At 67.9% G+C, this 22,034-nt stretch carries 21 protein-coding genes; 14 read left to right on the top strand and 7 right to left on the bottom strand.

The window, feature by feature from the left end:
- The first annotated feature begins 79 nt into the window (after window positions 1-79).
- On the top strand, window positions 80-1,273 hold the full coding sequence (locus AC07OX_RS04765; RefSeq protein ID WP_495260058.1) for a CaiB/BaiF CoA transferase family protein: 1,194 nt from the start codon (window positions 80-82) through the stop codon (window positions 1,271-1,273).
- Window positions 1,270-2,289 carry a Bug family tripartite tricarboxylate transporter substrate binding protein gene (locus AC07OX_RS04760; RefSeq protein ID WP_495260057.1) on the top strand — a complete coding sequence of 340 codons (1,020 nt, stop codon included), beginning with the start codon at window positions 1,270-1,272 and terminating at the stop codon, window positions 2,287-2,289. The genes AC07OX_RS04765 and AC07OX_RS04760 overlap by 4 nt, the downstream gene beginning before the upstream one ends.
- Before the next feature lie 107 nt (window positions 2,290-2,396).
- Here the strand turns inward: AC07OX_RS04760 and AC07OX_RS04755 are convergent, their stop codons facing one another.
- The gene (locus AC07OX_RS04755) at window positions 2,397-3,359 is read right to left on the bottom strand and encodes a Bug family tripartite tricarboxylate transporter substrate binding protein (RefSeq protein ID WP_495260056.1); all 963 of its coding nucleotides are present in this window, start codon (window positions 3,357-3,359) and stop codon (window positions 2,397-2,399) included.
- 137 nt (window positions 3,360-3,496) lie between these two features.
- Between AC07OX_RS04755 and AC07OX_RS04750 the strand changes: the two genes are divergently transcribed.
- Entirely contained in the window at window positions 3,497-4,378 is an 882-nt protein-coding gene (locus AC07OX_RS04750; protein ID WP_495260055.1) for an SMP-30/gluconolactonase/LRE family protein, read from the top strand.
- Here AC07OX_RS04750 and AC07OX_RS04745 read toward each other — a convergent pair.
- Window positions 4,375-5,283: a LysR family transcriptional regulator gene (locus AC07OX_RS04745; RefSeq protein ID WP_062473426.1), complete on the bottom strand. Its 909-nt coding sequence runs from the start codon at window positions 5,281-5,283 to the stop codon at window positions 4,375-4,377. The genes AC07OX_RS04750 and AC07OX_RS04745 overlap by 4 nt on opposite strands.
- Window positions 5,284-5,385: 102 nt before the next feature.
- On the opposite strand from AC07OX_RS04745, the gene AC07OX_RS04740 reads away from it, so the two are divergent.
- The 10 genes from AC07OX_RS04740 to AC07OX_RS04695 are packed head-to-tail and all read left to right on the top strand — an operon-like array spanning window position 5,386 to window position 15,537.
- Entirely contained in the window at window positions 5,386-6,477 is a 1,092-nt protein-coding gene (locus AC07OX_RS04740; RefSeq protein WP_495260054.1) for an LLM class flavin-dependent oxidoreductase, read from the top strand.
- 21 nt (window positions 6,478-6,498) lie between these two features.
- The gene (locus AC07OX_RS04735; RefSeq protein WP_495260053.1) at window positions 6,499-7,440 is read left to right on the top strand and encodes a flavin reductase; all 942 of its coding nucleotides are present in this window, start codon (window positions 6,499-6,501) and stop codon (window positions 7,438-7,440) included.
- A gap of 28 nt (window positions 7,441-7,468) precedes the next feature.
- A complete protein-coding gene (locus AC07OX_RS04730) occupies window positions 7,469-8,629 on the top strand; it encodes an acyl-CoA dehydrogenase family protein (protein WP_495260052.1) in 1,161 nt (386 codons plus the stop codon).
- 3 nt (window positions 8,630-8,632) lie between these two features.
- Window positions 8,633-9,742, top strand: coding sequence for an acyl-CoA dehydrogenase family protein (locus AC07OX_RS04725; protein ID WP_495260051.1), 1,110 nt, complete (start codon window positions 8,633-8,635; stop codon window positions 9,740-9,742).
- A complete protein-coding gene (locus tag AC07OX_RS04720; protein ID WP_495260050.1) occupies window positions 9,739-10,500 on the top strand; it encodes an enoyl-CoA hydratase/isomerase family protein in 762 nt (253 codons plus the stop codon). The genes AC07OX_RS04725 and AC07OX_RS04720 overlap by 4 nt, the downstream gene beginning before the upstream one ends.
- Before the next feature lies 1 nt (window position 10,501).
- Window positions 10,502-12,634 carry an acetate--CoA ligase family protein gene (locus tag AC07OX_RS04715; RefSeq protein ID WP_495260049.1) on the top strand — a complete coding sequence of 711 codons (2,133 nt, stop codon included), beginning with the start codon at window positions 10,502-10,504 and terminating at the stop codon, window positions 12,632-12,634.
- Window positions 12,631-13,389 carry an SDR family NAD(P)-dependent oxidoreductase gene (locus AC07OX_RS04710; RefSeq protein ID WP_495260048.1) on the top strand — a complete coding sequence of 253 codons (759 nt, stop codon included), beginning with the start codon at window positions 12,631-12,633 and terminating at the stop codon, window positions 13,387-13,389. The genes AC07OX_RS04715 and AC07OX_RS04710 overlap by 4 nt, the downstream gene beginning before the upstream one ends.
- Window positions 13,386-13,766, top strand: coding sequence for a VOC family protein (locus AC07OX_RS04705; protein WP_495260047.1), 381 nt, complete (start codon window positions 13,386-13,388; stop codon window positions 13,764-13,766). Before AC07OX_RS04710 ends, AC07OX_RS04705 begins: the two co-directional genes overlap by 4 nt.
- Window positions 13,763-14,308: a nuclear transport factor 2 family protein gene (locus tag AC07OX_RS04700; RefSeq protein ID WP_495260046.1), complete on the top strand. Its 546-nt coding sequence runs from the start codon at window positions 13,763-13,765 to the stop codon at window positions 14,306-14,308. The genes AC07OX_RS04705 and AC07OX_RS04700 overlap by 4 nt, the downstream gene beginning before the upstream one ends.
- The gene (locus tag AC07OX_RS04695) at window positions 14,308-15,537 is read left to right on the top strand and encodes an SDR family NAD(P)-dependent oxidoreductase (RefSeq protein ID WP_495260045.1); all 1,230 of its coding nucleotides are present in this window, start codon (window positions 14,308-14,310) and stop codon (window positions 15,535-15,537) included. The genes AC07OX_RS04700 and AC07OX_RS04695 overlap by 1 nt, the downstream gene beginning before the upstream one ends.
- A 128-nt stretch (window positions 15,538-15,665) precedes the next feature.
- Here AC07OX_RS04695 and AC07OX_RS04690 read toward each other — a convergent pair whose 3' ends face one another.
- The 5 genes from AC07OX_RS04690 to AC07OX_RS04670 form a co-directional block, all read right to left on the bottom strand.
- Window positions 15,666-17,132, bottom strand: a complete 1,467-nt coding sequence (locus AC07OX_RS04690) for an amidohydrolase family protein (RefSeq protein WP_495260044.1) — start codon at window positions 17,130-17,132, stop codon at window positions 15,666-15,668.
- 52 nt (window positions 17,133-17,184) lie between these two features.
- Window positions 17,185-17,946, bottom strand: coding sequence for a sulfite exporter TauE/SafE family protein (locus AC07OX_RS04685; RefSeq protein ID WP_495260404.1), 762 nt, complete (start codon window positions 17,944-17,946; stop codon window positions 17,185-17,187).
- A 2-nt stretch (window positions 17,947-17,948) separates the two neighbouring features.
- Window positions 17,949-19,199 (bottom strand): MFS transporter, encoded by a 1,251-nt coding sequence (locus tag AC07OX_RS04680; RefSeq protein WP_495260043.1) that lies wholly within the window; start codon window positions 19,197-19,199, stop codon window positions 17,949-17,951.
- Between the two features lie 83 nt (window positions 19,200-19,282).
- Window positions 19,283-20,170 carry a polysaccharide deacetylase family protein gene (locus tag AC07OX_RS04675; RefSeq protein ID WP_495260042.1) on the bottom strand — a complete coding sequence of 296 codons (888 nt, stop codon included), beginning with the start codon at window positions 20,168-20,170 and terminating at the stop codon, window positions 19,283-19,285.
- A gap of 25 nt (window positions 20,171-20,195) precedes the next feature.
- On the bottom strand, window positions 20,196-20,915 hold the full coding sequence (locus AC07OX_RS04670) for a fumarylacetoacetate hydrolase family protein (RefSeq protein ID WP_495260041.1): 720 nt from the start codon (window positions 20,913-20,915) through the stop codon (window positions 20,196-20,198).
- A gap of 122 nt (window positions 20,916-21,037) precedes the next feature.
- Here AC07OX_RS04670 and AC07OX_RS04665 point away from each other — a divergent pair, with 122 nt between their 5' ends.
- Window positions 21,038-22,015 (top strand): AraC family transcriptional regulator, encoded by a 978-nt coding sequence (locus tag AC07OX_RS04665; protein ID WP_255221086.1) that lies wholly within the window; start codon window positions 21,038-21,040, stop codon window positions 22,013-22,015.
- The last annotated feature ends 19 nt before the right edge of the window (window positions 22,016-22,034 follow it).

Below are 22,034 nucleotides of genomic sequence, written 5' to 3'. Positions count from 1 at the left end.
TCGTCCGGCGATCGCCTGGGCGAACAGGCGAACCGCATCGAAGACAAGACCCGAGAACCATCGAATGAACCCAACTTTCATGCAACCCCTTGCAGGCGTGCGCGTGCTGGACCTGTCACGCGTCATGGCCGGCCCTCTGTGCGGCATGGCGCTGGCCGACCTGGGCGCCGACGTGATCAAGGTCGAACACCCTGAGCGCGGCGACGACACGCGCGACTGGGGCGTGCGCATCGGCAGCCACAACACGTCCTACTTCAACAGCTGCAACCGCAACAAGCGCTCCATCTGCGTGGACCTGCAGGACAAGGAGGGCCAGGACATCGTGCGCCAGCTCGCCGCGCAGTGCGACGTGGTCATCCAGAACTTCAAGTACGGCGGCGCGCAGAAGATGGGCCTGGGCTACGACGACCTGCGCAAGCTCAACCCGAAGCTCATCTACTGTTCGATCTCGGGCTACTCGGTGCTCAGCGAGGAAAAAGCGCGGCCGGGCTACGACCTCGTGATCCAGGGCGAGACGGGCTTGATGGCCATGAACGGTGAAGAAGGCCAGGGCCCACTGAAGTTCGGCATTGCCGCGGTCGACATGTTCACCGGCATGTACTCGGCACAGGCCATCCTGGCCGTGCTCTACGAACGCACGCGCACCGGCGAGGGCCGCCACATCCAGATGTCGCTGTACGACAGCGGGATGATGATCACCTCGTACTACGGGCTGACCGCCTGGCTCAACAAGGGCGACCCCGCCAAGTTCGGCAACTCGCACCCGTCGATCGTGCCCTACGGCGTGTTCGAGGCCGCGGATGGCCCGGTGGTGATCGCGGTCGGCAACAACGGCCAGTTCAGGAAGTTCTGCGACGAAGTGATTTTTTGCCCCGAGCTGCCGGTCGATCCGAAGTTCGCCACCAACACCGAACGCTCGAAGCACCGGCATGAGTTGCTGCCGCTCCTGCTCGCGAAGATCGGGCAGTTCTCGCGCGCCGTTCTCATCGAACGCATGAACACGGCGGGCATTCCCTGCGGGGAGGTGCTCGGCCTGTACGACGCGCTGCAGTCCGACCGCACGGCGCAGACGCAGGTCTGGCACCGCTTCGAAGACACGCAGGCGGGGCCACAGGCCGTGCACGCGCCGCCCTACATCATCGACGGCGCACGCGCGGGCGTGCGCCACCACCCGCCGCACCTGGGGGAGCACACGGCCGAAGTGCTGCGTGAGCTGCTCGACATGGGCGACGGCCAACTTGATTCCCTGAGCCAAAGAAGCGTCATCAAATGAACGAACACCGCATGCGCGAAACCGAATCAGCCGCCCCGCGCCGGCTCCTGCTGAAGTCGTGCCTCGCGGCCGGCGCAGCGCCCTGGCTGGCGTCGCTGTCCGCCGGCGCCAACGCGGCGAGCCGCTGGCCCGAAAAAACCGTTCGCATGGTCGTGGCCTTTCCGGCCGGCGGCCCGACCGATGCGACCGCGCGCCTGGTCGCGCAGAAGCTGACCGGCGCGCTCGGCCAGCCCGTCATCGTGGACAACCGTCCCGGCGCCTCGGGGTCCATCGGCACCACGTCGCTGATCAAGTCGGCGCCCGACGGCTACACGGTGTCGATGTTCGGCATGCCCGCGCTGGTGGCGCCGATCGTCTACAGGAACAACCAGTACGACGTGCGCAAGGATTTCACCTGCGTGGCGTCGGTCTACGACTTGCCGCTGGTCTTGATGATCAACCCGCTGGTGCTGCCGGGCGTGAACGATCTCAAGGGCTTCATCGCGGCCGCCAAAGCGCAGCCGGTCAACTACTCCACCGCGGGGTCGGGCAGCATCGGCCACCTGGCGATGGAGCAGCTCAAGGATATGGGCGGCTTTCCCATGCAGCACGTGGGCTACAAGGGCAGTGCGCCGGCCATCACCGATCTGCTGGGTGGGCAGATCGGCGCCATGTTCGTCGACCTGGTCGCGGCCATGCCGCACATCCGCAGCGGACGCCTCAAGGCGCTGGCGCTCGGCTCCGCCGATGCCCGGGCCTTCCTGCCCGAGGTGCCGTCCATCGCGCAGCAAGGCTTCGCCGGTTTCAACGTGAGCAGCTGGAGCGGCCTGATCGTGCCGAACGGCACGCCGGCCGGCGTGGTGACCCGGCTCGACTCGGAACTGCGCCGCATCCTGGCCGAAGCGGACACGAAGCGCGGGCTCGAAAACATCGGCGCGCTCAGCGCCTACCAACCGCCGGAAGTCATGAAGCTGCGAATGGCCAGCGAGTTCGAGCGCTGGAACAAGGTGGCGTCGGAGAAGGACATCTCGATCTGATTTGGGGTTGGCACCCTCGGGTGCCGGCGCCATCGCAGCAACGCCCTGGAACCCGAAGCCGCCCTTCGAGGCTTGAGTTCCGGGGCGTTGTGCATGGGGCCCGAGGATCAGTGCGATTGCTTCGGCAGATTCAAACTGCGCAAGATCGGAAGCCAGCGGTCCGCCTCGACCTTGATGAACCGGGCCAGCTCTTCGGGCGTGCCGCCGCGGGGCTCCATGCCGATGGCGCGGGCGCGGGCCACGAAGTCGGGGTCTGCGATCACCTGGTTCACGGCCTTGTTCAGCCGGTCGATCGCCGGCTTGGGCGTGCCGGTAGGCACCGAGAGCGAGTACCAGAGCGTGGCTTCCATGTCGAAGCCCTGTTCCTTGAACGTGGGGGCGTCGGGCACCTGCGGCAGGCGCTGTGCATCCATCACGCCGAGCACGCGCAATTTGCCCGATTTCACGTAGGGCAGCGATCCCGTGATGGACGTGCCGTGGATGTCGATCTGGTTGCCCAGCAGGGCCTGCAGCGCGGGGGCGTCTCCGTTGAAAGGAATGTGCAAGGTGCTGATGCCTTGCTCCTTTTCGAAAGCGATGGGTGCCAGGTTGGTCAGGATGGCCGCGCCGGGCGAACCGCGGTTGATCTTGCCGGGGTTCTGCTTGGCGTAGGCCACCATTTCCTTGATGTTCTTGTAGGGCAGGTCGGTGCGGCCCACGACGATGGCGGGCTGGTAGGCGATCTGCGTGACCGGTGCGAAGTCCTTCACGGGGTCGTAGGGCAGCTTCTCGTAGAGCACGCTGTTGTTCGCGAGCGTGCCCAGCGACGACACGAGCACGGTCTGCCCATCCGGTTTGGCGCGGGCCACGTAGTCGGCGGCAAGGATGCCGCTGGCGCCGGGCTTGTTCTCGATGATGACGTTCAGCCCCTGCTTGCCGAGTTCCTGGGCCAGGATGCGGCAGTACTGGTCGGTGCCGCCGCCGGCCGCAAAGGGCACGACGAGGCGGGTCACCTGTTGGGCAAGGGCGAGGGCCGGGGCGAGCGCGCAGGCACCCAGCGCCAACCCCATGACGAGTTTTCGATAGCTCATTCTTGTCTCCTGTTCTGGTTCGAATCGAACGCTGGATTCAGTCTAGGGCGCAGCTCCCAGCAGTGATCTGCAAGGAATGAAAAGCAGCTTTGCGGGATGCGCCGACAGGGGCGCCAGCGCGCCCGCACACTTGCCCGATGACCGTGAAGATCACCCGGGTCGGGACGACCAAAGACCAATTGGGCGAGAGCCCCTGCTGGGATGCCGATGCACAGGCGCTGAACTGGATCGACGCGCTGGCCGGCACGCTGTGGCGGTTGAACCCCGAGGGCGGAGTGCCCGAGCCGCACCCGTTGCCCGCGCCCGTGGGGTCGATCGCGCCGTGTCGCAGTGAGGCCGTCGTGGTGGCGCTGCGCCACACCTTTGCGCGCTATGACTTCGCCACGCGCACGCTCGAACATCTGGCCCGCATTCCCGTCGACCATCCGAACGTCCGCTTCAACGATGGCAAGTGCGATCCGGCGGGCAACTTCCTGGCGGGCACCATGCACGTCGATCGCCAGGCCGGCGAGGCGGTGAAGGGCGGGCTCTACCGGCTGCGCCCCGACCTTCGCGTGGAGCACCTGGCCGACGACATCGGTTTTGCCAACGGGCCTTGCTTCAGCCCCGACGGCCGCGTGCTGTACCTGGCCGACAGCCTGGAGCGAACCATTTGGGTCTATGACTACGACCCGGATGGCCCCTTGCGCAACAAGCGCCTGTTTGCAAAGACGCACGCCTTCGACTCCGGGCCCGACGGGGCGACGGTCGATGCACAAGGGTTCCTCTGGACAGTGCTGACCCGCGCCGCCAAGCTGGCGCGCTATGCCCCGGACGGCACGCTGGAGCGCCTTGTCGAGTTGCCGGTGAGCTACCCCACGAGCATCTGCTTCGGCGGGCCCCGCCTGGAGCACATGTACCTGACCAGCATTTCACGCAGCGCGCGGCTGGAGGGCAACCAGGCGCAGGATGGCGGGCTGTTCGTGATCACCGGCCTGCCCGCCACGGGGCGTCTGCCCCATCATTTCGCGGACGTCTAGCGGGTCTCGCTTCTGAGTGCGTCTGCCACGTAGTCCACGAAGGCGCGCACCTTCAGCGGCAGCACGCGGCTCTGCCGGAAGACGGCGAAGACGCCGTTGGAGAACGCCCGCACGGCAAAGCGGTATTCGGGCAGCAGCCGCACCAGCGTGCCGTCGCGCAGGTCGTCGCGCACGGTGGCCTCGGACAGCAGCGCCACGCCCATGCCGCCGATGGCGGCCAGCCGCAGCAGCTCGCCGTTGTTGGCACTCAGCACGCCCTGTATGGCCAGTTCCTGCTGTTCACCCGCCGGGTCGATGTACTTCCAGGTGATGACCTCGCGCTCGCGCCGGTAGGTGAGGCAGCGCACGTGCGGCAGGTCGCTGGGGTGGCGGATGCGCGAGTAGGTCTTCACGAAGGCCGGGCTGGCCACCAGCACCTCGTCGCTGGACTGCAGCCGTTTGATGACGAAGCCTGAATCGTTGGACTCTCCCGTGCGGATGTCGACGTCGAAGTCGTGCTCCACCAGGTTGATCGGATGCTCGGAGAGTTCGAGCTCGACACGGATGTCCGGATAGAGCTCCGCGAAGCGCGGCAGCAGCGGCGCGAGCACCCGCAGGCCGATGTGCGTGCGCGAATGCACGCGCAGCCGGCCTTCTGGTCGCTGGCGTGCGTTGTGCACGGCCTGCTCGGCCTCGCTCATGAGTTCCAGCATCGCCTCGGCCCGTTCCAGGAAGGCCTGGCCTGCTTCCGTCACCTTGAGGTTGCGGCTGGTGCGGTCCACCAGTTGCACGCCCAGTTCTTCTTCCAGTGCGCTGATGCGCCGCGAGATGGTCGCGGGCGAGAGGCTGAGGCTGCGGGCCGCGGCCGAGAGGCTGCCCTTTCTCTGGGTGGCCACAAAGATGCGCAGCGAGTCGAGGGCCTTCATTTCGAAAGACGCAAAGAAGCTGTGCGTTCGCTGGTGATCCACGCAGGCGTTGAGTTCCTACGATGGACCTCGATCAACACCAGCCAACCAGGAGCAACAGCGATGGATTTCGGAATCTTCATTTTGATGCAGCAGCGGAACAAGCATAAGACCTCCCACCAGATCCTGCGCGACGCCATCGAGCAGACGCGTCTGGCGGACGAACTGGGTTTCGGGGCCGCGTGGTACGCCGAGCACCACTTCAGCAACTACGGCATGTGCTCGTCGCCGTTGACCATGATCGCGCACTGCGCCGCGGTCACCCGCAACATCCGGCTGGGAACCGGCATTGTCGTCGCTCCGCTGTACACGCCGGCCCGCCTGATCGCCGATGTGGCGATGGTCGACCAGTTGTCGAACGGCCGTTTGAACCTGGGCATCGGCTCGGGCTACCAGCAGTTCGAGTTCGAGCGTTTCGGCGTGTCGCTCGAGTCCGCCAAGGGCCGCACCTTCGAGATGCTCGACATGCTCGAGGCGGGCCTGAAGGAGCCGAAGTTCAGCTACGACGGCGCGTACTACCAGCAGCCGATGAGCGCCATCAGCCAGCGCGCGGTGCAACGCCCCATGCCGCCGATGTGGATCACCAGCGTCGACCCGGCCTTCCTGTCGCGCGCCGTGAAGTCCGACCACCATGTGTTCGTCTCCGGCGGCGACGGCGGCCTGGAGAAGCTGGCGGGCACCCGGGCGCTCATCGACAAGGTGGCCGCGGCGGAGGGCAAGGACCCGGCCGGCGTGCAGGTCGGCCTGTTGCGCGCGGCCTATGCCAGCAACAACAAGGACGAGGTCGAGAGCTACCTCGAGTGCGCCCGCTACCAGCGCCGCATCGCCGTGAGCCTGAAGCGGCGCACCGCGCAGATCGCCGACGACTACCAGGTCGAGGAAGGCATCGTCGAGGGCGAGCCCACGCTGAACGAGATGCGCGCGCTGCTGCCCGTGGGCGACATCGACACCGTGATCGAGCGCGTGATCAACGAAATCCGCACGCTCAAGCCGGTGCACTACTGCTTCCAGACGCAGATGGGCGATTTCGACCACGCCACGATGCTGCGCCAGCTCGAGGTCTGGGGCAAGGTCATCATTCCGACGGTGCAGCAGGAGATCGCCAACGATCCGCCGCACCGGCCTGTGGCCCAGAGCGAACTTGCTGCGGCCTGAGGCCGAGCGCCAGGAGACGCCATGTCCGAAGTCGCTGAAGAAGAAAGCACCCGCGGCGCCATCGAGCCTGCCCAGTTCCGTCAGCTGCTCGGGTGCTTTCCGACCGGCGTGGCGGTCATCACCACCTGCACGCCGGACGGCCAGCCGGCCGGCCTGACCTGCAACTCCTTCAGTTCGGTCTCGCTGGACCCGCCGCTGGTGCTGTTCAGCCTGCGCAATGCGAGCCGATTGCTGGGCACGTTCCAGGCGGCGGACGGCTTTGTCATCAACATCCTTTCCGAGCAGCAGGATGCGCTGTCGGGCCGGTTTGCATCGAGCAAGATCGAGGACAAGTTCGAGGGCGTGCCGTGGCGCACCGGCGCGCTGGGCATGCCGCTGATCGACGATTGCCTGGCGAGCTTCGAGTGCCGCGTGCATGCGGCCCACGAAGCTGGCGACCACACCATCTTCATCGGCGAGGTCCGGCACCTGAGCGCCGGAGCAGCCGACCAGGCGCTGGTGTTCTACAAGGGCGCCTACATGAAGCTGGCCGAGTCGCTGCGCAAGCTGGTCGTGGAAGGGCGGCTGGGAGACGCCGACATCGACGAGGCCTATCGCACGCTCTATGGCACGTTGCTGCGCCTGGCCAGCGAACGCGCCACCGAGGCCGAGCTGGACGCCGTGCATGAAGCCGCCGGTGCGATCGAGGCGCATCCCGACGACGCACCGCTCAAAGAGCGCATCGCCTCCGCCAGTGCGTTCTTCTCCTCGATCGCCACGGCCGGCCACAACGAAGCGCTCACGCTGATGGCGCAGACCATGACCAGCGTGCTGCGCGAGCGCATGACGCATGTGCTCTCGGTGCGCCCGCGTCCCGACCTGTTTCCGCTGCGCCGCAAGGTGGCGCACAACCTGCACCAGCGCGACGCCGCCGGTGCCACCGCCGCCCTGGACGAGCTGATCACGCAGCTGCGCAAGGGTTGAGCCTTTCCGAAATTCCACAGGAGACAAGATGTCCATCGACTACGCCGGCTTCCGGCGCGAACTCGAATCGTTCGTGCGCAGCGCCTGCCCGCCAGAGATCCGCGCCGTCGTCGCGGCCGGCCAGAAGATCACCAAGCGCGAATACCAGGCCTGGCAGCAGATCCTCAACGCCCAGGGCTGGGGTGCGCCGAGCTGGCCGCGCGAAGCCGGCGGCACGGGTTGGGACATTCGCCAGCGCCTCATCTTCGAGGAGGTGATGGCCGAGAACGACTGTCCGCCCCTGTATCACCATGGGCTGGGCCACATCGGGCCGGTGATCATCCGCTTCGGCACGCCCGAGCAGAAGGCGCGGTTCCTGCCGCGCATCCTCGACGGTTCGGACTGGTGGTGCCAGGGCTACTCGGAGCCCGGCTCGGGCTCCGACCTGGCCTCGCTGTCCACCAGCGCACGGCGGGAGGGCGACGAGTGGGTCGTCAATGGCCAGAAGATCTGGACCTCGCATGCCCACGAGGCCAGCATGATCTACATGCTCGTGCGCACGTCGAAGGAAGCGAAGAAGCAGGAAGGCATCTCGCTGCTGCTGGTGCCCATGGACACCCAGGGCGTCACCGTGCGTCCCATCAAGACCATCGATGGTTGGCACCACCTGAACGAGGTGTTCTTCGACGAGGTGCGCGTGCGCGCCGACAACCTTGTCGGCGAAGTCGGCAAGGGCTGGACCTGCGCCAAGTTCCTGCTCGAGCGTGAACGCCTCCCGCCGGCCAACGTGGCGCGGCTGGAACTCATGCGCCGCCAGGTCACGCAGCTGGTGGAAGAGGCGAGCCGTGCCACTGCGGGGCTGCGCGACTTCAGCGGCCTGCACCACAAGCTGCTGCTGTGCGAGGCCGACGTGAAGGGGGCGCGCGTGATGATGGCGCAGGCCACCGACGACCTGATCCACCAGCGTCCGCTGGGCGTGCAGCCCTCGGTCATCAAGATGACCTGCGCCGACGTCGCGCAGCGCCTGACGACCATCGCCCTCGATGCGGTCGGTCCCGATGCCGCCCATCGTTTTCTCGCCGAAGCCGGGGACGACGTGCCCGACGCCACCTGGATCCAGAACTACATGTTCACGCGCGCCCGCACCATCGCCGGCGGCACCTCCGAGGTGCAGCGCAACGTGGTCGCCAACGAACTCCTGGGAGCCTGAGCCATGTCCACCTCTTTCCCGTCGCTCTTTCCCGGCATGCTGCTGGACGCGGCGAGCCGCTATGCCGAAGACCACATCGCCGTCGCGATCCAGGGCGACCCCGTGCGCGAACTGGGCTGGACGGCCACCCTCGTGCCCGAGGAGACCGGCGGTGTCGGCGGCAGCCTGAGCGATCTGGCGTCCATCGTGGAGGGGCTCGCCACGCACGGCCTTCAACTGCCGGTGGTCGAGACCTGCGCCGTGGTGCCGCTGTTGCTGCAGGCCGCAGGTGCCGAAACGGCTCGGCGCTGGCTGGAAGCCGTGGCCGAGGGCAGCGTGCAGATGGCACCCTTGACCGCCTTGTCTTCCACGCCCGACGTCCATGCCGTGACGGCCAGGCACCTCGACATCGGCTATGAGCTGAGCGGCGCCGTGCAGGGCGTCGATGCGACGCTGCCTGCCACGCATTACCTCGTGCCTGCGCAAGTCGATGGCGAGGACGCCATCTTCCTGGTCGATGCCGAACGTGTCGGCGCACCGAAGGCCCGATACCGGACGATGGAGGGCCGCGCGGGCGCGGACTTCACGCTGGCGCAACTGGCCGTGCCCGAGAGCGCGTGCATCGCGCGCGGTGCCGCTGCGCGCGATGCGTGCGCCAAGGCCACCGATGCCGCGTTGCTGCTCACGGCCGCCGACACCGTGGCCGCGCTGGCCACCCTCATCCGCCAGACGGTCACCCACCTGAAGGAGCGGCGCCAGTTCGGCGTGGCGCTCTCGAGCTTCCAGGTGCTGCGCCATCGCGTGGCCCACATGTACGTGAAGTACCTGGGCGCCAAGGGTCTGGTGATCCATTGCTTCAACGAATACGAGCAGGACGCGCCCGATCTGCGCCGCACCCTGCGCCTGGCCAAGGTGTCGCTGGCCGAGTCGGCGCGCGCCTGTGCGGAGGCGGCCATCCAGATGCACGGGGGCATGGGCGTGAGCGAAGAGGTGCTGGCCACGCGCACCGCGCAGCGCCTCATCGCCTCCGAGTTCCGCTACGGCGATCGCCTCCTGCATGTCGCCCAGCTGCTGGCGCCACAGGCGTGTGCACCGCAAGTTTCTTTTTCCAACCAAACCGGGAGTGTGCGATGAGCATCAATCTGGAAGTTTCCGACTACATCGCCGTCGTCCGGCTCGACAAGCCGCCGGTCAACGCGCTGGACCGCGCCACGCGCCGCCGCCTGATCGAGATCTTCGATGAGGTCTCCGAGCGCCCTGACGTGCGCGTGGCGATCCTCACGGGCACCGGCAAGTTCTTCTGCTCCGGCGCGGACCTGAAGGACCGCCCCAATGCCGAGAAGGCCGGCGACTTCCTCGACCACAACCGCTGGACGCGCGAGACGGGCAATGCCATTCGCGAATGCGCCAAGCCCGTGATCGCGGCCGTCAACGGCCCCGCGCTGGGCGCGGGCTTCGGCCTCATGGCCGCGTGCGACATCTTCCTGGCGAGCGAGGACGCCACCTTCGCCATGCCCGAGATCAACGTCGGGCTCGCAGGCGGTGTCTCGATGCTGCGCACCATGGTCGGGCGGTCGTTCACGCGCCGCATGTTCTTCACCGGCATGAAGGTGCCGGCCGCCGAGCTGTACCGCCGCGGCGTGATCGATGAAGTGGTGCCCGCCGAGCAGCTGATGCCGCTCGCGATGGAAATCGCGCAGGAGATCGCCTCCAAGGCGCCGCTGGCCATCGCCTATGCCAAGCAGGCCGCCAACATGATGGACCTGATGCCGCAGCGCGACGGCTACCGCTTCGAGCAGAACTTCACCATGGCGCTGGCCCGCACCGAAGACGCGCAGGAAGCCCGCACGGCCTTCCTCGAGAAGCGCAAACCTGTCTACAAGGGGCGCTGAGATGCCGGTCGTGGAAGTGGGGCGCGGCATGGACGCGCTGTTCAAGCCGCGCTCGATCGCCATCTTCGGGGCGTCGGACGACGTCACCAAGATCGGCGGCCGGCCCTTGCAGTTTTTGCAGAAGTACGGCTACGCGGGTGGCATCTATCCGATCAACCGCAAGGCGGGCCTCGTGCAGTCGCTGCCGGCCTATGCCAGTCTGGACGACGTTCCCGCAGTGCCCGAGCTGGCCGTGGTCGCCGTGCCGCCCGCGGGCGTGCTCGATGCAGTGAAGGACTGCGCCCGGCGCGGCGTGAAAGCCGCGGTCATCCTGTCGGCCGGATTTTCCGAGATGGGCGAGGAGGGCAGCCGCCTGCAGGCGCAGATCGGCGATGTCGCCCGCGCCACCGGCCTGCGCGTGGTCGGCCCCAACTGCCTGGGCGCGATCGGTGTGCCCGACAAGAGCATCGCCACCTTCTCGGTGGCGCTGGAGTCGTCCTTTCCAGTCGCCGGCCCGGTGGGCATCGTCTCGCAAAGCGGCAACCTGGGCAGCTTCACCCTGCGCCTGGCCGGCGAGCGCGGCCTGGGCGTCAGCCGCATGCTGACCACGGGCAACGAATGCGACGTGGACATCGCCGATGCCATCGCTTCGCTGGCAACCGACCCTGGCACGCGCGTGATCCTTTGCTGCATGGAAACCTGCCGCGACGGCGCCAAGCTGACGCAGGCCATGGCCATGGCCCGGGAGGCGGGCAAACCCCTGGTGGTTCTGAAGGTCGGCGTCTCGGAGGCCGGCAGCGAGGCGGCGGCCTCGCACACCGGCGCGCTGGCCTGTTCCGACGCGGTGTTCGATGCCGTGCTGCGCAACGGCGGCGCCATCCGCGTGCCCAGCATCGAGCAGCTGCTCGAAGTTGGCCATGCGCTGTCGGTCGTCGGTCCTGCGCATGTGCCCGGCGGCCACCGCGTGGCCGTGCTCACGGCCTCCGGCGGCTTCGGCGTGCTGCTGGCCGATGCGGCCAGCGCGCAAGGCCTGGCGCTGCCCAAGCTCGCCGCGCAGACGCAGGAACGCATCCTGTCGGTCGTGCCCTTCGCCGCGCCCTCCAACCCGGTGGACATGACGGCGCAGGTGTCGAGCCGGCCCGAGGTCCTGGCCCAGATGCTCGATGCGGTGGCGCGCGATGCCAGTTGCGATGCGCTGATCCTGCAGTCGGCCAATGCCTTCCATGTGCCCCGGCTGCGCGATGTGTTTCTTGCCGCGCTGGAACAGGTGCGCAAGGACCATCCTTCGCGCCTGATCCTCCTGTGCGCTCGCGCGCCGCAGGAGGTGCGGGCCACGCTCAACGCGATGGGGTTCCCCGTGGTCGAAGGCACCGACGCGGCCTGCGCGACCCTGGCGGCCCTGCTGCGCTTCGGAGCGCGCGACGCTGCACGGGTGGCGGTGCCGGCCATCGAGCGCGCGCCGTTGGCCGCACAGGCCTTCGCCACCGAAGCGAGCGCCAAGGCCGTGCTGGCCGAAGCCGGCCTGCCCGTGCCGCGTGAGGCGATTGCCGCCAACCGCGACGAGGCGCTCGCCGCGGCGCGCGCAATGGGCTTTCCGCTGGTGCTCAAGATCGTCTCGCCCGACATCGCCCACAAGACCGAGGTCGGCGGCGTGTTCGTCGGCGTGCGGTCCGAAGCGCAACTGCTCGAGGAGTACGACCAGCTGCTCGCACGCGTGGCGCAGAAGGCGCCCGCGGCCCGCATCGCCGGCGTGCTCGTCGCGCAGATGGTGCAAGGCGGCGTCGAGCTGATCCTGGGTACGAAGAAGGACCCGATGTTCGGCCCGATGGTGATGGTCGGCCTGGGCGGCATCTTTGCCGAGATCTTCAAGGACGTGGCGCTGCAGCCGGCGCCCGTGGACGAGGCGCAGGCCACCGCCATGCTGCAGTCGCTCAAGGCCTTCCCGCTGCTCGACGGCGCGCGCGGCCGGCCGAAGGCCGATGTGCCGGCGGCGGCGAAGGCCATCGCGGCGCTGTCGCGATTCGCCGTGCGCCATGCCGACAGCGTGTCGGAGATCGATATCAACCCCTTGATGGTGCTGGACCAGGGGCGCGGCGCGCATGCGCTGGACGCCCTGCTGGTGCCCGAGCCACCCCTCACGAAAGCCCACCCATGACCATGTCTCTTTCAGGCCGAGCGGCCTTCATCAGCGGCGCCGGCCACGGCATCGGTCGCGCCACCGCACGCGCCATGGCCCGCCTGGGCGCCACGGTCGGCATCAACGACCTCAAGCCCGAATTCGTGGAGGAGGCCGTGGCCGAGATCCGCGCGCTCGGCGGCCAGGCCATCGGGCTGCCCTGCGATGTGTCGACGCGCGAAGGCATGCGCGAGGCCGTCGCGCAGTTCGTGCGCGACGCGGGACGGCTGGACATCATGGTCAACAACGCCGCCTGGGTGCGCTACCAGCCGCTCGCCGAGATCACGCCGGAGGTCATGGACCGCATGGTGGAGATCGGCTTCAAGTCGGTGATCTGGGGCATCCAGGCCGCGGCGGAAGTCATGGACCCGGAGCGCGGTGGCTCGATCATCAACGTGGCGTCCATCGCGGCCTTCAAGTCGCCGATGCGGTCGGTGGTCTACAGCGGCATCAAGGCCGGCGTGCTGGGCATCACCCGCGCATCGGCGGCCGACCTGGGCGCGCGCAACATCCGCGTGAACGCGGTCGCGCCCGGTGCCGTGCCCACCGAGGGCACGGCCAAGCATCGCAACGCAGAGCTCGATGCCAGGCGGATCGCACGCACACCGCTGGGCCGCCTGGGCACGGTGGAGGACATCGCCGATGCGATCTGCTTCCTGGCTGGTGACGGCTCGCGCTTCTTCAACGCGGATGTGCTGCGCCTGGACGGCGGCGCTTCGGAGACCTCGCTGTGAGCGGCGCCGTCGCATCGCCCAAGCGCGTGCAGAACGTGTTCGTCGTGGCGAAGGAGCCCGCCAGCCTGAATGCCTTCTACGAAGGCGCGCTCGGCCTGCCGATGAAGTTCCGCGATGGCGACCGCTGGATCCAATACGGCCTGGGCAACACCAACGTGGCCCTGGCCTGTCTTGAAGAGGCCGCACCCGCGACCAGCGGGCTGGTGATGGTGCTGGAGGTGGACGACTTCGAGGGCGCGCAGGAACGCATCGTTGCCGCCGGCGGGCAGGTCCTGGGCCTGCGCGACATGGGCGACCACGGGGCCGTGCTGTCGCTGCGCGATCCCGAGGGCAACCTGGTGCTGCTGTTTCGGCGCGCCGCGCCCACTGCTGCATGAGTACACCCAAGCCGATGCCGGTGGCCTTGCAGTCGCTGCTGGACCGCGAGGCGATTCGCGATTGTCTGCTGCGCTATTGCCGCGGCATCGACCGCTGCGACGAGGCCGCCTTGCGTTCGGCCTACTGGGAGGACGCCACGGACTGTCACGGCGCGTGGAACGGCAGCGCCGCCGGCTTCATCGCGCAGGCGCTGCCCAGGTTGCGGCAAGGCGGACGCCGCGTCCACCAGATCACCAACGTGCTGATCGAACTGCATGGCGAGGTGGCTGCGGTGGAAAGCAGCTTCTTCGCGCTGCAGGCCACGGCCACACGCCCGGACCTCGAGACTTTCCTTTGCGGGCGTTACGTGGACCGTTTCGAACGTCGTGGCGGCGAGTGGCGCGTGGCCGCGCGGACCGTGGTCTACGACTGGATCGAGGAGCGCACACGGCCCGAGCTGACGCAGGACGACGCCGCCCTGTTCGGCGTGCGCCAGCCGGTCGGCAGGGCCGCGCCGCACGACGCCGTGTACGCGCTGTTGCGCGACGTACGCGGCACCTGATGCCCACCGTTCTGCTCACCGGCGCTGCTGCGGGCATCGGCCGCGCCACGGCCTTGGCCCTGGCGCGCGCAGGATGGCGCTGCGTGCTGGTCGACGCCGATGCGCAGGCGCTGCAGCGCCTCGAAGCTGCGTGGCCGGCCGATGCCGTGCCACCGATGCGCCTCGTGGCCGACCTGACGGATGCGGCGCGGATCGAGCGCCTGGGGCACGAGATTCCGCCGCTCGATGCATTGATCAACAACGCTGGCCTGTCGGCCGGTGGCGCCGAGGCCACGTCGGGCCATGACGACGGCTCGGCGGCTCGCCTTCTCGCGCTCAACCTGGCCGCGCCGGCGCGCATGGTGCAGGCCTGTGCGCCGCACCTGCGGCCCGGGGCGCGCATCGTCAACGTGGCGTCCGGTGCAGGCCTGCGCGCCATTCCGTGGCGCGGTCTCTACAGCCCCAGCAAGGCGGGACTGATCGCGCAGAGCCGGGCGTTGGCGCAAGCCCGGCCCGACTGGACGGTGACCACGCTGGCACCGGGCTTCGTGCGCACCGAACTCGTGCAGCGCCTGATCGAGGGCGGTCGGCTGAACCCGGCGCAGGCGGTTTCGAAGATTCCCCTGGGTCGGATGGCCGAGCCTGAGGACATGGCGCACGCGTTGTGCTTTCTGGCCAGTCCCGGCGCGCGCGTGCTCACCGGACAACTGCTGGTGCTCGACGGCGGCTCGTCCGTGTGCGGAGGAAGCCAGCCGCTGCCGGCCGGCGCGCATCTGCTGCTTCCGTTCGATGCGCCCTTGCGCCCGCATCTCGAGTCCGTGCGCGAGCCGGCCTGGCATGCGGCACTGGGCGTGTGGGTGCGCGCGCATGCAGGCCACCTCGACCGCGCGGGCTGTCTGGCGGTCATCGACGCGCGCGCGCTAGAGGCACAGCCCGGCACGCGGCTCGATGCCGTGTTCGATGCGGCTCGCTGCTTTCGTTCGCGCCACGCCGCGCTGGCCAGTCTCACGCTGCTGCTGCCTGCGTCCGAACCGGGGCTCGATTGGCCACTGGCCGGCGACGCCGATGCGGCCCGCATGCTGGTGGCCACGCTGGCCGCCGAATGGGGCGCGCACGGGCTGCGCATCAATGCGCTGGAGCTGTCGCACGGCCTGGTGCCACAGGCCTGCCTGCCGCTGCTCGACTACGTGGCCGGCCCGCGCGCGCAGTTTCTGACCGGGCAGGTGCTGAGGCTCGGCGCCGGGCATTGAGTTCCTGCGGCGGGCGCGTCGCCATCTGCTGCAGCCGTTCGTGACTCGGTGACTCGGTTTTCCCGGTGTCGGCCCGCCAACCGCTCGACCGCCGACGTGTACGCCGCGTGCGAATGGCAGCAAGAGCTTCAGGCCTTCAGGGCCTCGCTCGCCGCAGCGCGAATCCGGTCCGCCGATTGCCGCGCGCGCCGCATGATGCCGCGTGTGTCGTAGGCCAGCAGTCTGCCGTTGCGCTTCACGATCCGCCCGTCGACCATCACGGTGTCGACGTTGGCGGCACTGCCGCTTTGCACGATGGCGGTCTCGACATTGCCGACCGGGCCCATGTTCAGGTCTTGCGTGCGCACCAGGATGAGGTCGGCGCGCTTGCCTTCGGTGATCGAGCCGGTGACCTCGCCCAGCCCCATCGCGATGGCGCCGTTGAGGGTCGCCATCTCGATCGCCTCGGGCACGCCGATCGCCTTCGACTGCGCGCTGGGCGTGCCGGCCCACGGCACGCCCAGGTTCCAGGTGAAGCGCATGGCCTCGAACATGTCGGGCGGTGCGATGGAGGTCGCATCGCTTGACAGCGAAATGGTCAGGCCCGCGTTGCGCATCGCGAAGAGCGCGGCACGTGCATCGCCGGTACCGCTGAGCCGCAGTTCGGAATGCGTGGCAAAGGACAACGGCGTTTTCGTGCGCGCCATCGCCGCCAGGTCGGCCGTGCTGGCGGGCACGTAGTGCGCGAGCATGAAATCCGGGCCCAGGTAGCCGCGCCGTTCATAGTCGACCGCATCGACGTTGTTCGGTGCCTCCTGCGGCGCGTGAATCGCAACGGGCAAGCCGCTGGCCTTGGCGGCCTTCATCTCTTCGTGGAACACGGCGTCGGTGCTCTGCTGCGGCCCGCGCAGGTTCAGCCCCAGGTGCACCAGCCCGTCGAAAGGCGAACGCTCGCCGAACCATTCGCGTCGCACGCGGGCCAGATCGTCATAGCGGTTGAGTTCGTCGGCGGGCATCTTGTCGACGTGGCCGTAGGCGTAGCGGGCGCGCAGCAGCGCGTGCTGGTGCGCACGCAGCTCGGCATCGGCATGGGCGGGAGAGCGGGTGTTGTGCGACCAGTTGTGCACGGTCGTCGTGCCGTCGTTCGCCAGCTCGGCGCAGCCCAGCATCACGCTGTTGTAGAAATCGTCGGGCGTGTACAGGGTCGAGGTCGCGTTCTTGGCGGGGTAGTACGAGAAGCCGCCGTCGCGCGCGGTGAAGCTGCGCCCGATGGCGCTCCACATGTGATAGTGCGAATTGACGAAGCCCGGCATGACGATCATGTCGGTCGCATCGATGATCTCTGCGCCAGCCGGTGCGCTCAGGCCGCGCCCGATCTTCTCGATCACGCCGTTGCGGACCCACACGTCGGCTCGCGGCAGCACGCCCTTGCTGCGGTCGACCGTGATGACCGCGCCGTTGCGGATGAGGTAGCTGCCGCGCCGGATGGCGGGCGATGCGGGCGCACGCGCTGTGCGGGCCGATACCGATGCCGAGCCGACGAGCGCCGGCGCACCGGTGGCGGCGACCATCAAGGCGCCGACAAAACGGGTGAAGTCTCTCTTGGTTGTTTTCATGGGTCGACCGAGTGATTGAAGTGACGGAAAGAAGAAAGAAACGAAAGTCCGTTCAATACGCCTTGAGAAGAAAGGCCGCCGTCATCGCCAGCCCCGTCAGCACGACGAAGCCGCGCACCACCTCGGGCTTCAGCCGCCGTGCCGCCATGCCGCCGGCATAGCCACCCACCGTGGCACCGAGGGCCATCCACAGCGCGTGCGTCCAGACGATCGCGCCGCTGGCCGCGTAGATGGCGACGGCGATCAGCGTCAGGATCGCGGAGACGAAGTTCTTGATGCCGTTCATGCGTCCCATGTCCGTGTGCCCCAGCGCACCAAGCACGGCGAGCAGCAGGATGCCGAGGCCGCCGTTGAAGTAGCCGCCATAGACGGCGACCGCGGCGATGCCCAAGTCGGCGATCCAACGGCCTCGCGGCTTGTTGTTGTTGTCGGCGGCGGCGAGCCTTCGGCGCACCAGGCCGGGCCCGATCGCGAAGAGCAGCGTCGCGGCCAGCAGAAGCCACGGCACGATGCGGGCAAAGGCATGGTTCGAGGTCGACAGCAACAGCGCCGCACCGGCCGCGCCGCCGAGCACCGACAGCACACCCAACCGCAGGAGCGAAGGCGACATCGGGCCCGAAAGTTCCTTGCGCAATGCCCAGGCACCGGCCAGGTAGCCCGGCAGCAGCGCGGCGGTTCCGGTGGCGTTGGCCGACACCAGCGGCACGCCGACCATCGCCAGTGCCGGCAGCGTCAGGAAGCTGCCGCCGCCCGCCACGGCATTGAGTGCGCCGGCCAGGGCCGCGGCGCCGCCGAGCAGCGCCCCGTCGAGCAGCATCACGGCTTGCGTGCCGGCAGCGACATGCGGTCGGTGTGCAGCAGCAGCGTGAGCAGCACGCCGACAGCCGCCAGCAGCGTGATCTGCACCAGTCCGGCCGTGCTCCAGCCGAAGCGCGAGGCGATGCCGCCGATGATGAAGCCCGCGACTGCACCCGCGCCGTACAGCGTGGTGACGAACACGCCCGTGGCGCGGCTCGTGAGCGAGGCATGCACCGCCTTGATGTGATACCCCGCCAGATTCACGTACAGCACGCCGCTCACCACGAAACCCCACGCGAAGGACAGCGCCGACTGCACCACGATGTCGGTGGGGCCCGAGAACATCAGGAAGCCCAGCAGGCCGGTGCCCATGAAGCTCGCCGAGAGCACGAGCTTGGGATGGAAGCGGTCGCCGAGCCAGCCGCCGAAGATCGATGCGAACACACCGAAACCGAAGATGCTCATCACGCGGCCGGTGTCCGATGGCGTGTAGTGCAGGTGCTCGCGCAGGAAGGTCGGGTACATGCCCAGGTAGCCGTAGATGCAGAGCCCACCGATGACGCTCATGCCAGTCAGCAGGGCTGTGTTGCGGTTCCACAGGGTGGTGGCGCCGCGCTGGTCGGTGCGCCCGCCGGTGGCCGCCACGTTCTCGGTCATGCGCTTGCTCACGGTGAGCGCGATGATCGCCATGGCCGCGAAGCCCGCGACGCCGAACACGATGAGCGGCAGGCGCCAATCGCGCTCGACGCCGATCAGGTGGCCGCCGAGCAGCGGCCCCAGGATCGCGCCGATGCCGAAAGAGAAGTTGATGGCGCCCACGGCGGTGGCCCGGTAGCGCGCGAAGTAGCTCGCGGCAATGGCGATCACCACCGTCAGTTGCATCGCTTCGCCGATGCCGGTGACGGCCCGGTAGACGATCATGTCGGCGAAGCCGTACGAGTAGGCCGCCAGCAGCGTGCCCAGCGAGAAGATCGCAATGCCGATCTGCAACACCGTCTTGCGCGACAGCCGCGCCAGCAGATAGCCGGTCGGAATGCCGGCCACGGCCATGCCCAGCGTGAAGATGGTGGACAGCAAGCCGGTGTCTGCCAGGCTGAAGCCGAACTCCTTGCGCACGTCCGCGGCGATGAGCGGAAAGATCTGTCGGTCCATCGCGTTGAGCGCGTACGAGGCGAGCAGCACCAGGAACATGCCGATCTCCAACGCGGTGATGGGGGCCTCGCGGCGCGCGCCACCGGCCGGGGAAATGACCGAGGTTGAGGAATGCACGTGTTGTCTCCTTCTCGCCGAGCGAGAAATCTGCTTGTTGTTCGTTCGTTGCACGGGGTCGCCGGCGCTGTGCCGGCGAGGGTTCACGCAGCGGTGCTAGCGGGGCTCGCCGCGCCGTACCAGTCGAGGATCTGCTCGCCGGTCAGGAAGGCCACGTCCTCATGCTGCTGGATGTGCGCCAGCGCTTCGCGAAAGTAGCGCAGGCGGTGCGGCGCGCCCATGATGTACGGGTGCACCACCAGCGCCATGACACGGGCCGAGTCTTTTGCGTCTGCGTAGAGCTGTTCGAACTGGTCGATGGCGCGGTCGCGGTACTCGCTGGCCTTGTGATGCTGGATCAGCATCATTGCCACGTCGTTGCATTCCTGCGTGTAGGGCACGTTCACGATCGTGCCGCCGTCGCGCGTCTTCAGCCGCACCGGCTGATCGTCGAGCACCCAGTCGCACACGTACTCGTAGCCCTGCTCGGCCAGGATGTCGGGCGTGTGCCAGGTCTCGGTGAGCCCCGGGCCGAGCCAGCCGCGCGGGCGCTTGCCGGTGTAGGCGCGAATGGCCTCGGTGGTCCTGGCGATGTCCTCGACCTCGTCGGGGACCTTCTGCATGTTGCGTTGCCCGAAGCCGTGGCCGATGAACTCCCACTGGCGTTCCTTCGCCGCCTTGGCGATGGGCTCGTAGGCGCCGATGGCCGAACCGTTGATGGCGAGCGTGGCGTTGATGCCGAGTGCGTCGATCACTTCGAGCATGCGCCAGAAGCCGACGCGGTTGCCGTACTCGTGCCAGGCCCAGTTCGGGATGTCGGGCATCGGCGAACCGCCGGCCGGTGGCGTCAGCACGGTGCGGGGCATGGTCTCGTCGATGTTCCATTCCTCGACGTTGACGATCACCCAGACGGCCAGTCGTTTGCCGCCGGGCAACTTCAGTGCGGGGCGATCCGCGATGGACGAGTACGAGATGCGTTCGAGTGGTTTCATGGTGTCTCCGTGTGCTGTTGCGGGCTCAGACGATCTCGACCTGCAGGGGCGCGAGCCCGTCGATGCGGCCGGTGAGCTTGTCGCCGCGCTGCACCGGGCCGACCCCTTCGGGCGTCCCGGTGAAGATCAGGTCGCCGGGCAGCAGGCGGTATTGCTTGGACAGCTCGCTGACGATCTCGTGGACGTTCCAGATCATCTTTTCGAGCACCGAGTCTTGCCGCACCGCGCCGTTGACCGAGAGGTTGAGTGTTCCCGAGCGGATGTGCCCGACCTTCGCCACCGGATGGATCGGGCCGCAGGGCGCCGAGTGATCGAAAGACTTGCCCTGTTCCCACGGCAGGCCGCGCTTGTTGCATTCGCGCTGGCGGTCACGCCTTGTCATGTCGAGGCCCGCAGCGTAGCCAAAGACGTGATCCAGCGCGTCCTCGGGCGTCACGTTCGACGCATGAGTGCCGATGGCCACGACGAGTTCGAACTCGAACTGGAAGTCGTCCGTCAGCGTGGGGTAGGGCACGCGCCCGTCGGTCACCACCGAGTCGGACGGCTTCTGGAAGAAGAACGGCGGATCGCGCTCGTCGCCTTCCTTCATCTCCCGGATGTGGGCCAGGTAGTTGCGGCCCACGCAGTAGACGCGGCGCACGGGAAAACGCTGGTCGCTGTCCACGATGTCGATGGAGATGGGCTGGACTTGAAGGGCGTCGGTACGGGTATCGGTCGCGCGCTCGGCCGTCGGGTGGGGGGACATGGGTTTGTCTCTCTGGAAGGTTTGGAAAGGAGTGGCTAGAGTCTAGGAACGAGGCCTTCTCACCTCAACGCGCAGGCTTGCGCAAAGATATGCAATCCTTGCGATCTTGAGATCAGCTCTTCATGCCACCCACGCCTTCCCCCGACGAATTCGTGCCGCCGCCCCGCGCCGGTGCCGCGCGTGCCGCCATCAGCAACTACACGATGGCAGCGCGGGCGCAGCGCGCCTATTTCGGTATCCACGACCAAAGCAACTGCCTGCCGAATCCGGTGCCGCACCGGCACGAGTACTTCCAGATCTACGTCAACACGCGGGGCGAGACCACGCACTACATCGGCGGCAACCAGCGCGCCATCGGCGCCGGCACGGTGAGCTTCGTGCTGCCCTTCCTGGTTCACTACATCCCGAACGCGGCCGACGGCGTGTTCCATGTGATCAACATCAGCAAGGACTACCTGCTGCCGTCACTTGACCTCGACGTGTTCGAGCTGTCGGAGGTGCCGTTGTCACGCGCGCCCGAGCTCGCGCCTTTCCGGTTCCAGCATTGCCTGGATTTCCGCTTCGATGAAACCGAGACCCACCAGCTCCAAGCGCTGTGCGAACACATGGCGCAGGAAGCGCAGCGGCCGCCGGGCGAAGACACCGCCAGCCACCTGCTGATTCGCAGCCATCTGCTTCACCTGATCGGCATGGTGTGGCGGCGCTACGGCGAGGAGTTTCGCAACTGCGAGGCGCAGGGGATGGCCCTGCAGTCGTACCGGCCGGCGGTGCTGCGCTGCATCCGCTACATCAGCCGCAACCTCGCGCAGGAGCTGACGTTGGGCGATGCGGCGCATGCGAGCCATGTGTCGCCCACGCATCTGGCCCACCTGCTGAAGAGCGAAACGGGCAAGACCTTCCTGGAGCTGGTGACCGAACGCCGGATCGAGCGCGCCAAGACGCTGCTGGTCTTTACCGGCGCCTCTGCGGCGGAGATCGGTGAAAGCACCGGTTTCGGAGAGCCGACGCAGTTCGCGCGCCGCTTCGGACAGATCGTGGGGGCGACGCCTTCTGCGTACCGGCGGCAATTTCAGCGAGGAGGGAATCGGACGTGGGACTGACGGCGCGATGCTCCCAGTA

Source organism: Variovorax sp. GW821-FHT09D07 (genome assembly GCF_059416345.1).
The sequence above is the reverse complement of the archived record's forward strand: the minus strand, read 5'-3'. Positions and strand labels throughout refer to the sequence as shown.

Coding starts and splice junctions, on each gene's coding strand:
- AC07OX_RS04765 (WP_495260058.1), top strand. CDS start 80: ATGCAACCCCTTGCAGGCGTGCGCGTGCTGGACCTGTCACGCGTCATG.
- AC07OX_RS04760 (WP_495260057.1), top strand. CDS start 1,270: ATGAACGAACACCGCATGCGCGAAACCGAATCAGCCGCCCCGCGCCGG.
- AC07OX_RS04755 (WP_495260056.1), bottom strand. CDS start 3,359: ATGAGCTATCGAAAACTCGTCATGGGGTTGGCGCTGGGTGCCTGCGCG.
- AC07OX_RS04750 (WP_495260055.1), top strand. CDS start 3,497: ATGACCGTGAAGATCACCCGGGTCGGGACGACCAAAGACCAATTGGGC.
- AC07OX_RS04745 (WP_062473426.1), bottom strand. CDS start 5,283: ATGAAGGCCCTCGACTCGCTGCGCATCTTTGTGGCCACCCAGAGAAAG.
- AC07OX_RS04740 (WP_495260054.1), top strand. CDS start 5,386: ATGGATTTCGGAATCTTCATTTTGATGCAGCAGCGGAACAAGCATAAG.
- AC07OX_RS04735 (WP_495260053.1), top strand. CDS start 6,499: ATGTCCGAAGTCGCTGAAGAAGAAAGCACCCGCGGCGCCATCGAGCCT.
- AC07OX_RS04730 (WP_495260052.1), top strand. CDS start 7,469: ATGTCCATCGACTACGCCGGCTTCCGGCGCGAACTCGAATCGTTCGTG.
- AC07OX_RS04725 (WP_495260051.1), top strand. CDS start 8,633: ATGTCCACCTCTTTCCCGTCGCTCTTTCCCGGCATGCTGCTGGACGCG.
- AC07OX_RS04720 (WP_495260050.1), top strand. CDS start 9,739: ATGAGCATCAATCTGGAAGTTTCCGACTACATCGCCGTCGTCCGGCTC.
- AC07OX_RS04715 (WP_495260049.1), top strand. CDS start 10,502: ATGCCGGTCGTGGAAGTGGGGCGCGGCATGGACGCGCTGTTCAAGCCG.
- AC07OX_RS04710 (WP_495260048.1), top strand. CDS start 12,631: ATGACCATGTCTCTTTCAGGCCGAGCGGCCTTCATCAGCGGCGCCGGC.
- AC07OX_RS04700 (WP_495260046.1), top strand. CDS start 13,763: ATGAGTACACCCAAGCCGATGCCGGTGGCCTTGCAGTCGCTGCTGGAC.
- AC07OX_RS04695 (WP_495260045.1), top strand. CDS start 14,308: ATGCCCACCGTTCTGCTCACCGGCGCTGCTGCGGGCATCGGCCGCGCC.
- AC07OX_RS04690 (WP_495260044.1), bottom strand. CDS start 17,132: ATGAAAACAACCAAGAGAGACTTCACCCGTTTTGTCGGCGCCTTGATG.
- AC07OX_RS04675 (WP_495260042.1), bottom strand. CDS start 20,170: ATGAAACCACTCGAACGCATCTCGTACTCGTCCATCGCGGATCGCCCC.
- AC07OX_RS04670 (WP_495260041.1), bottom strand. CDS start 20,915: ATGTCCCCCCACCCGACGGCCGAGCGCGCGACCGATACCCGTACCGAC.
- AC07OX_RS04665 (WP_255221086.1), top strand. CDS start 21,038: ATGCCACCCACGCCTTCCCCCGACGAATTCGTGCCGCCGCCCCGCGCC.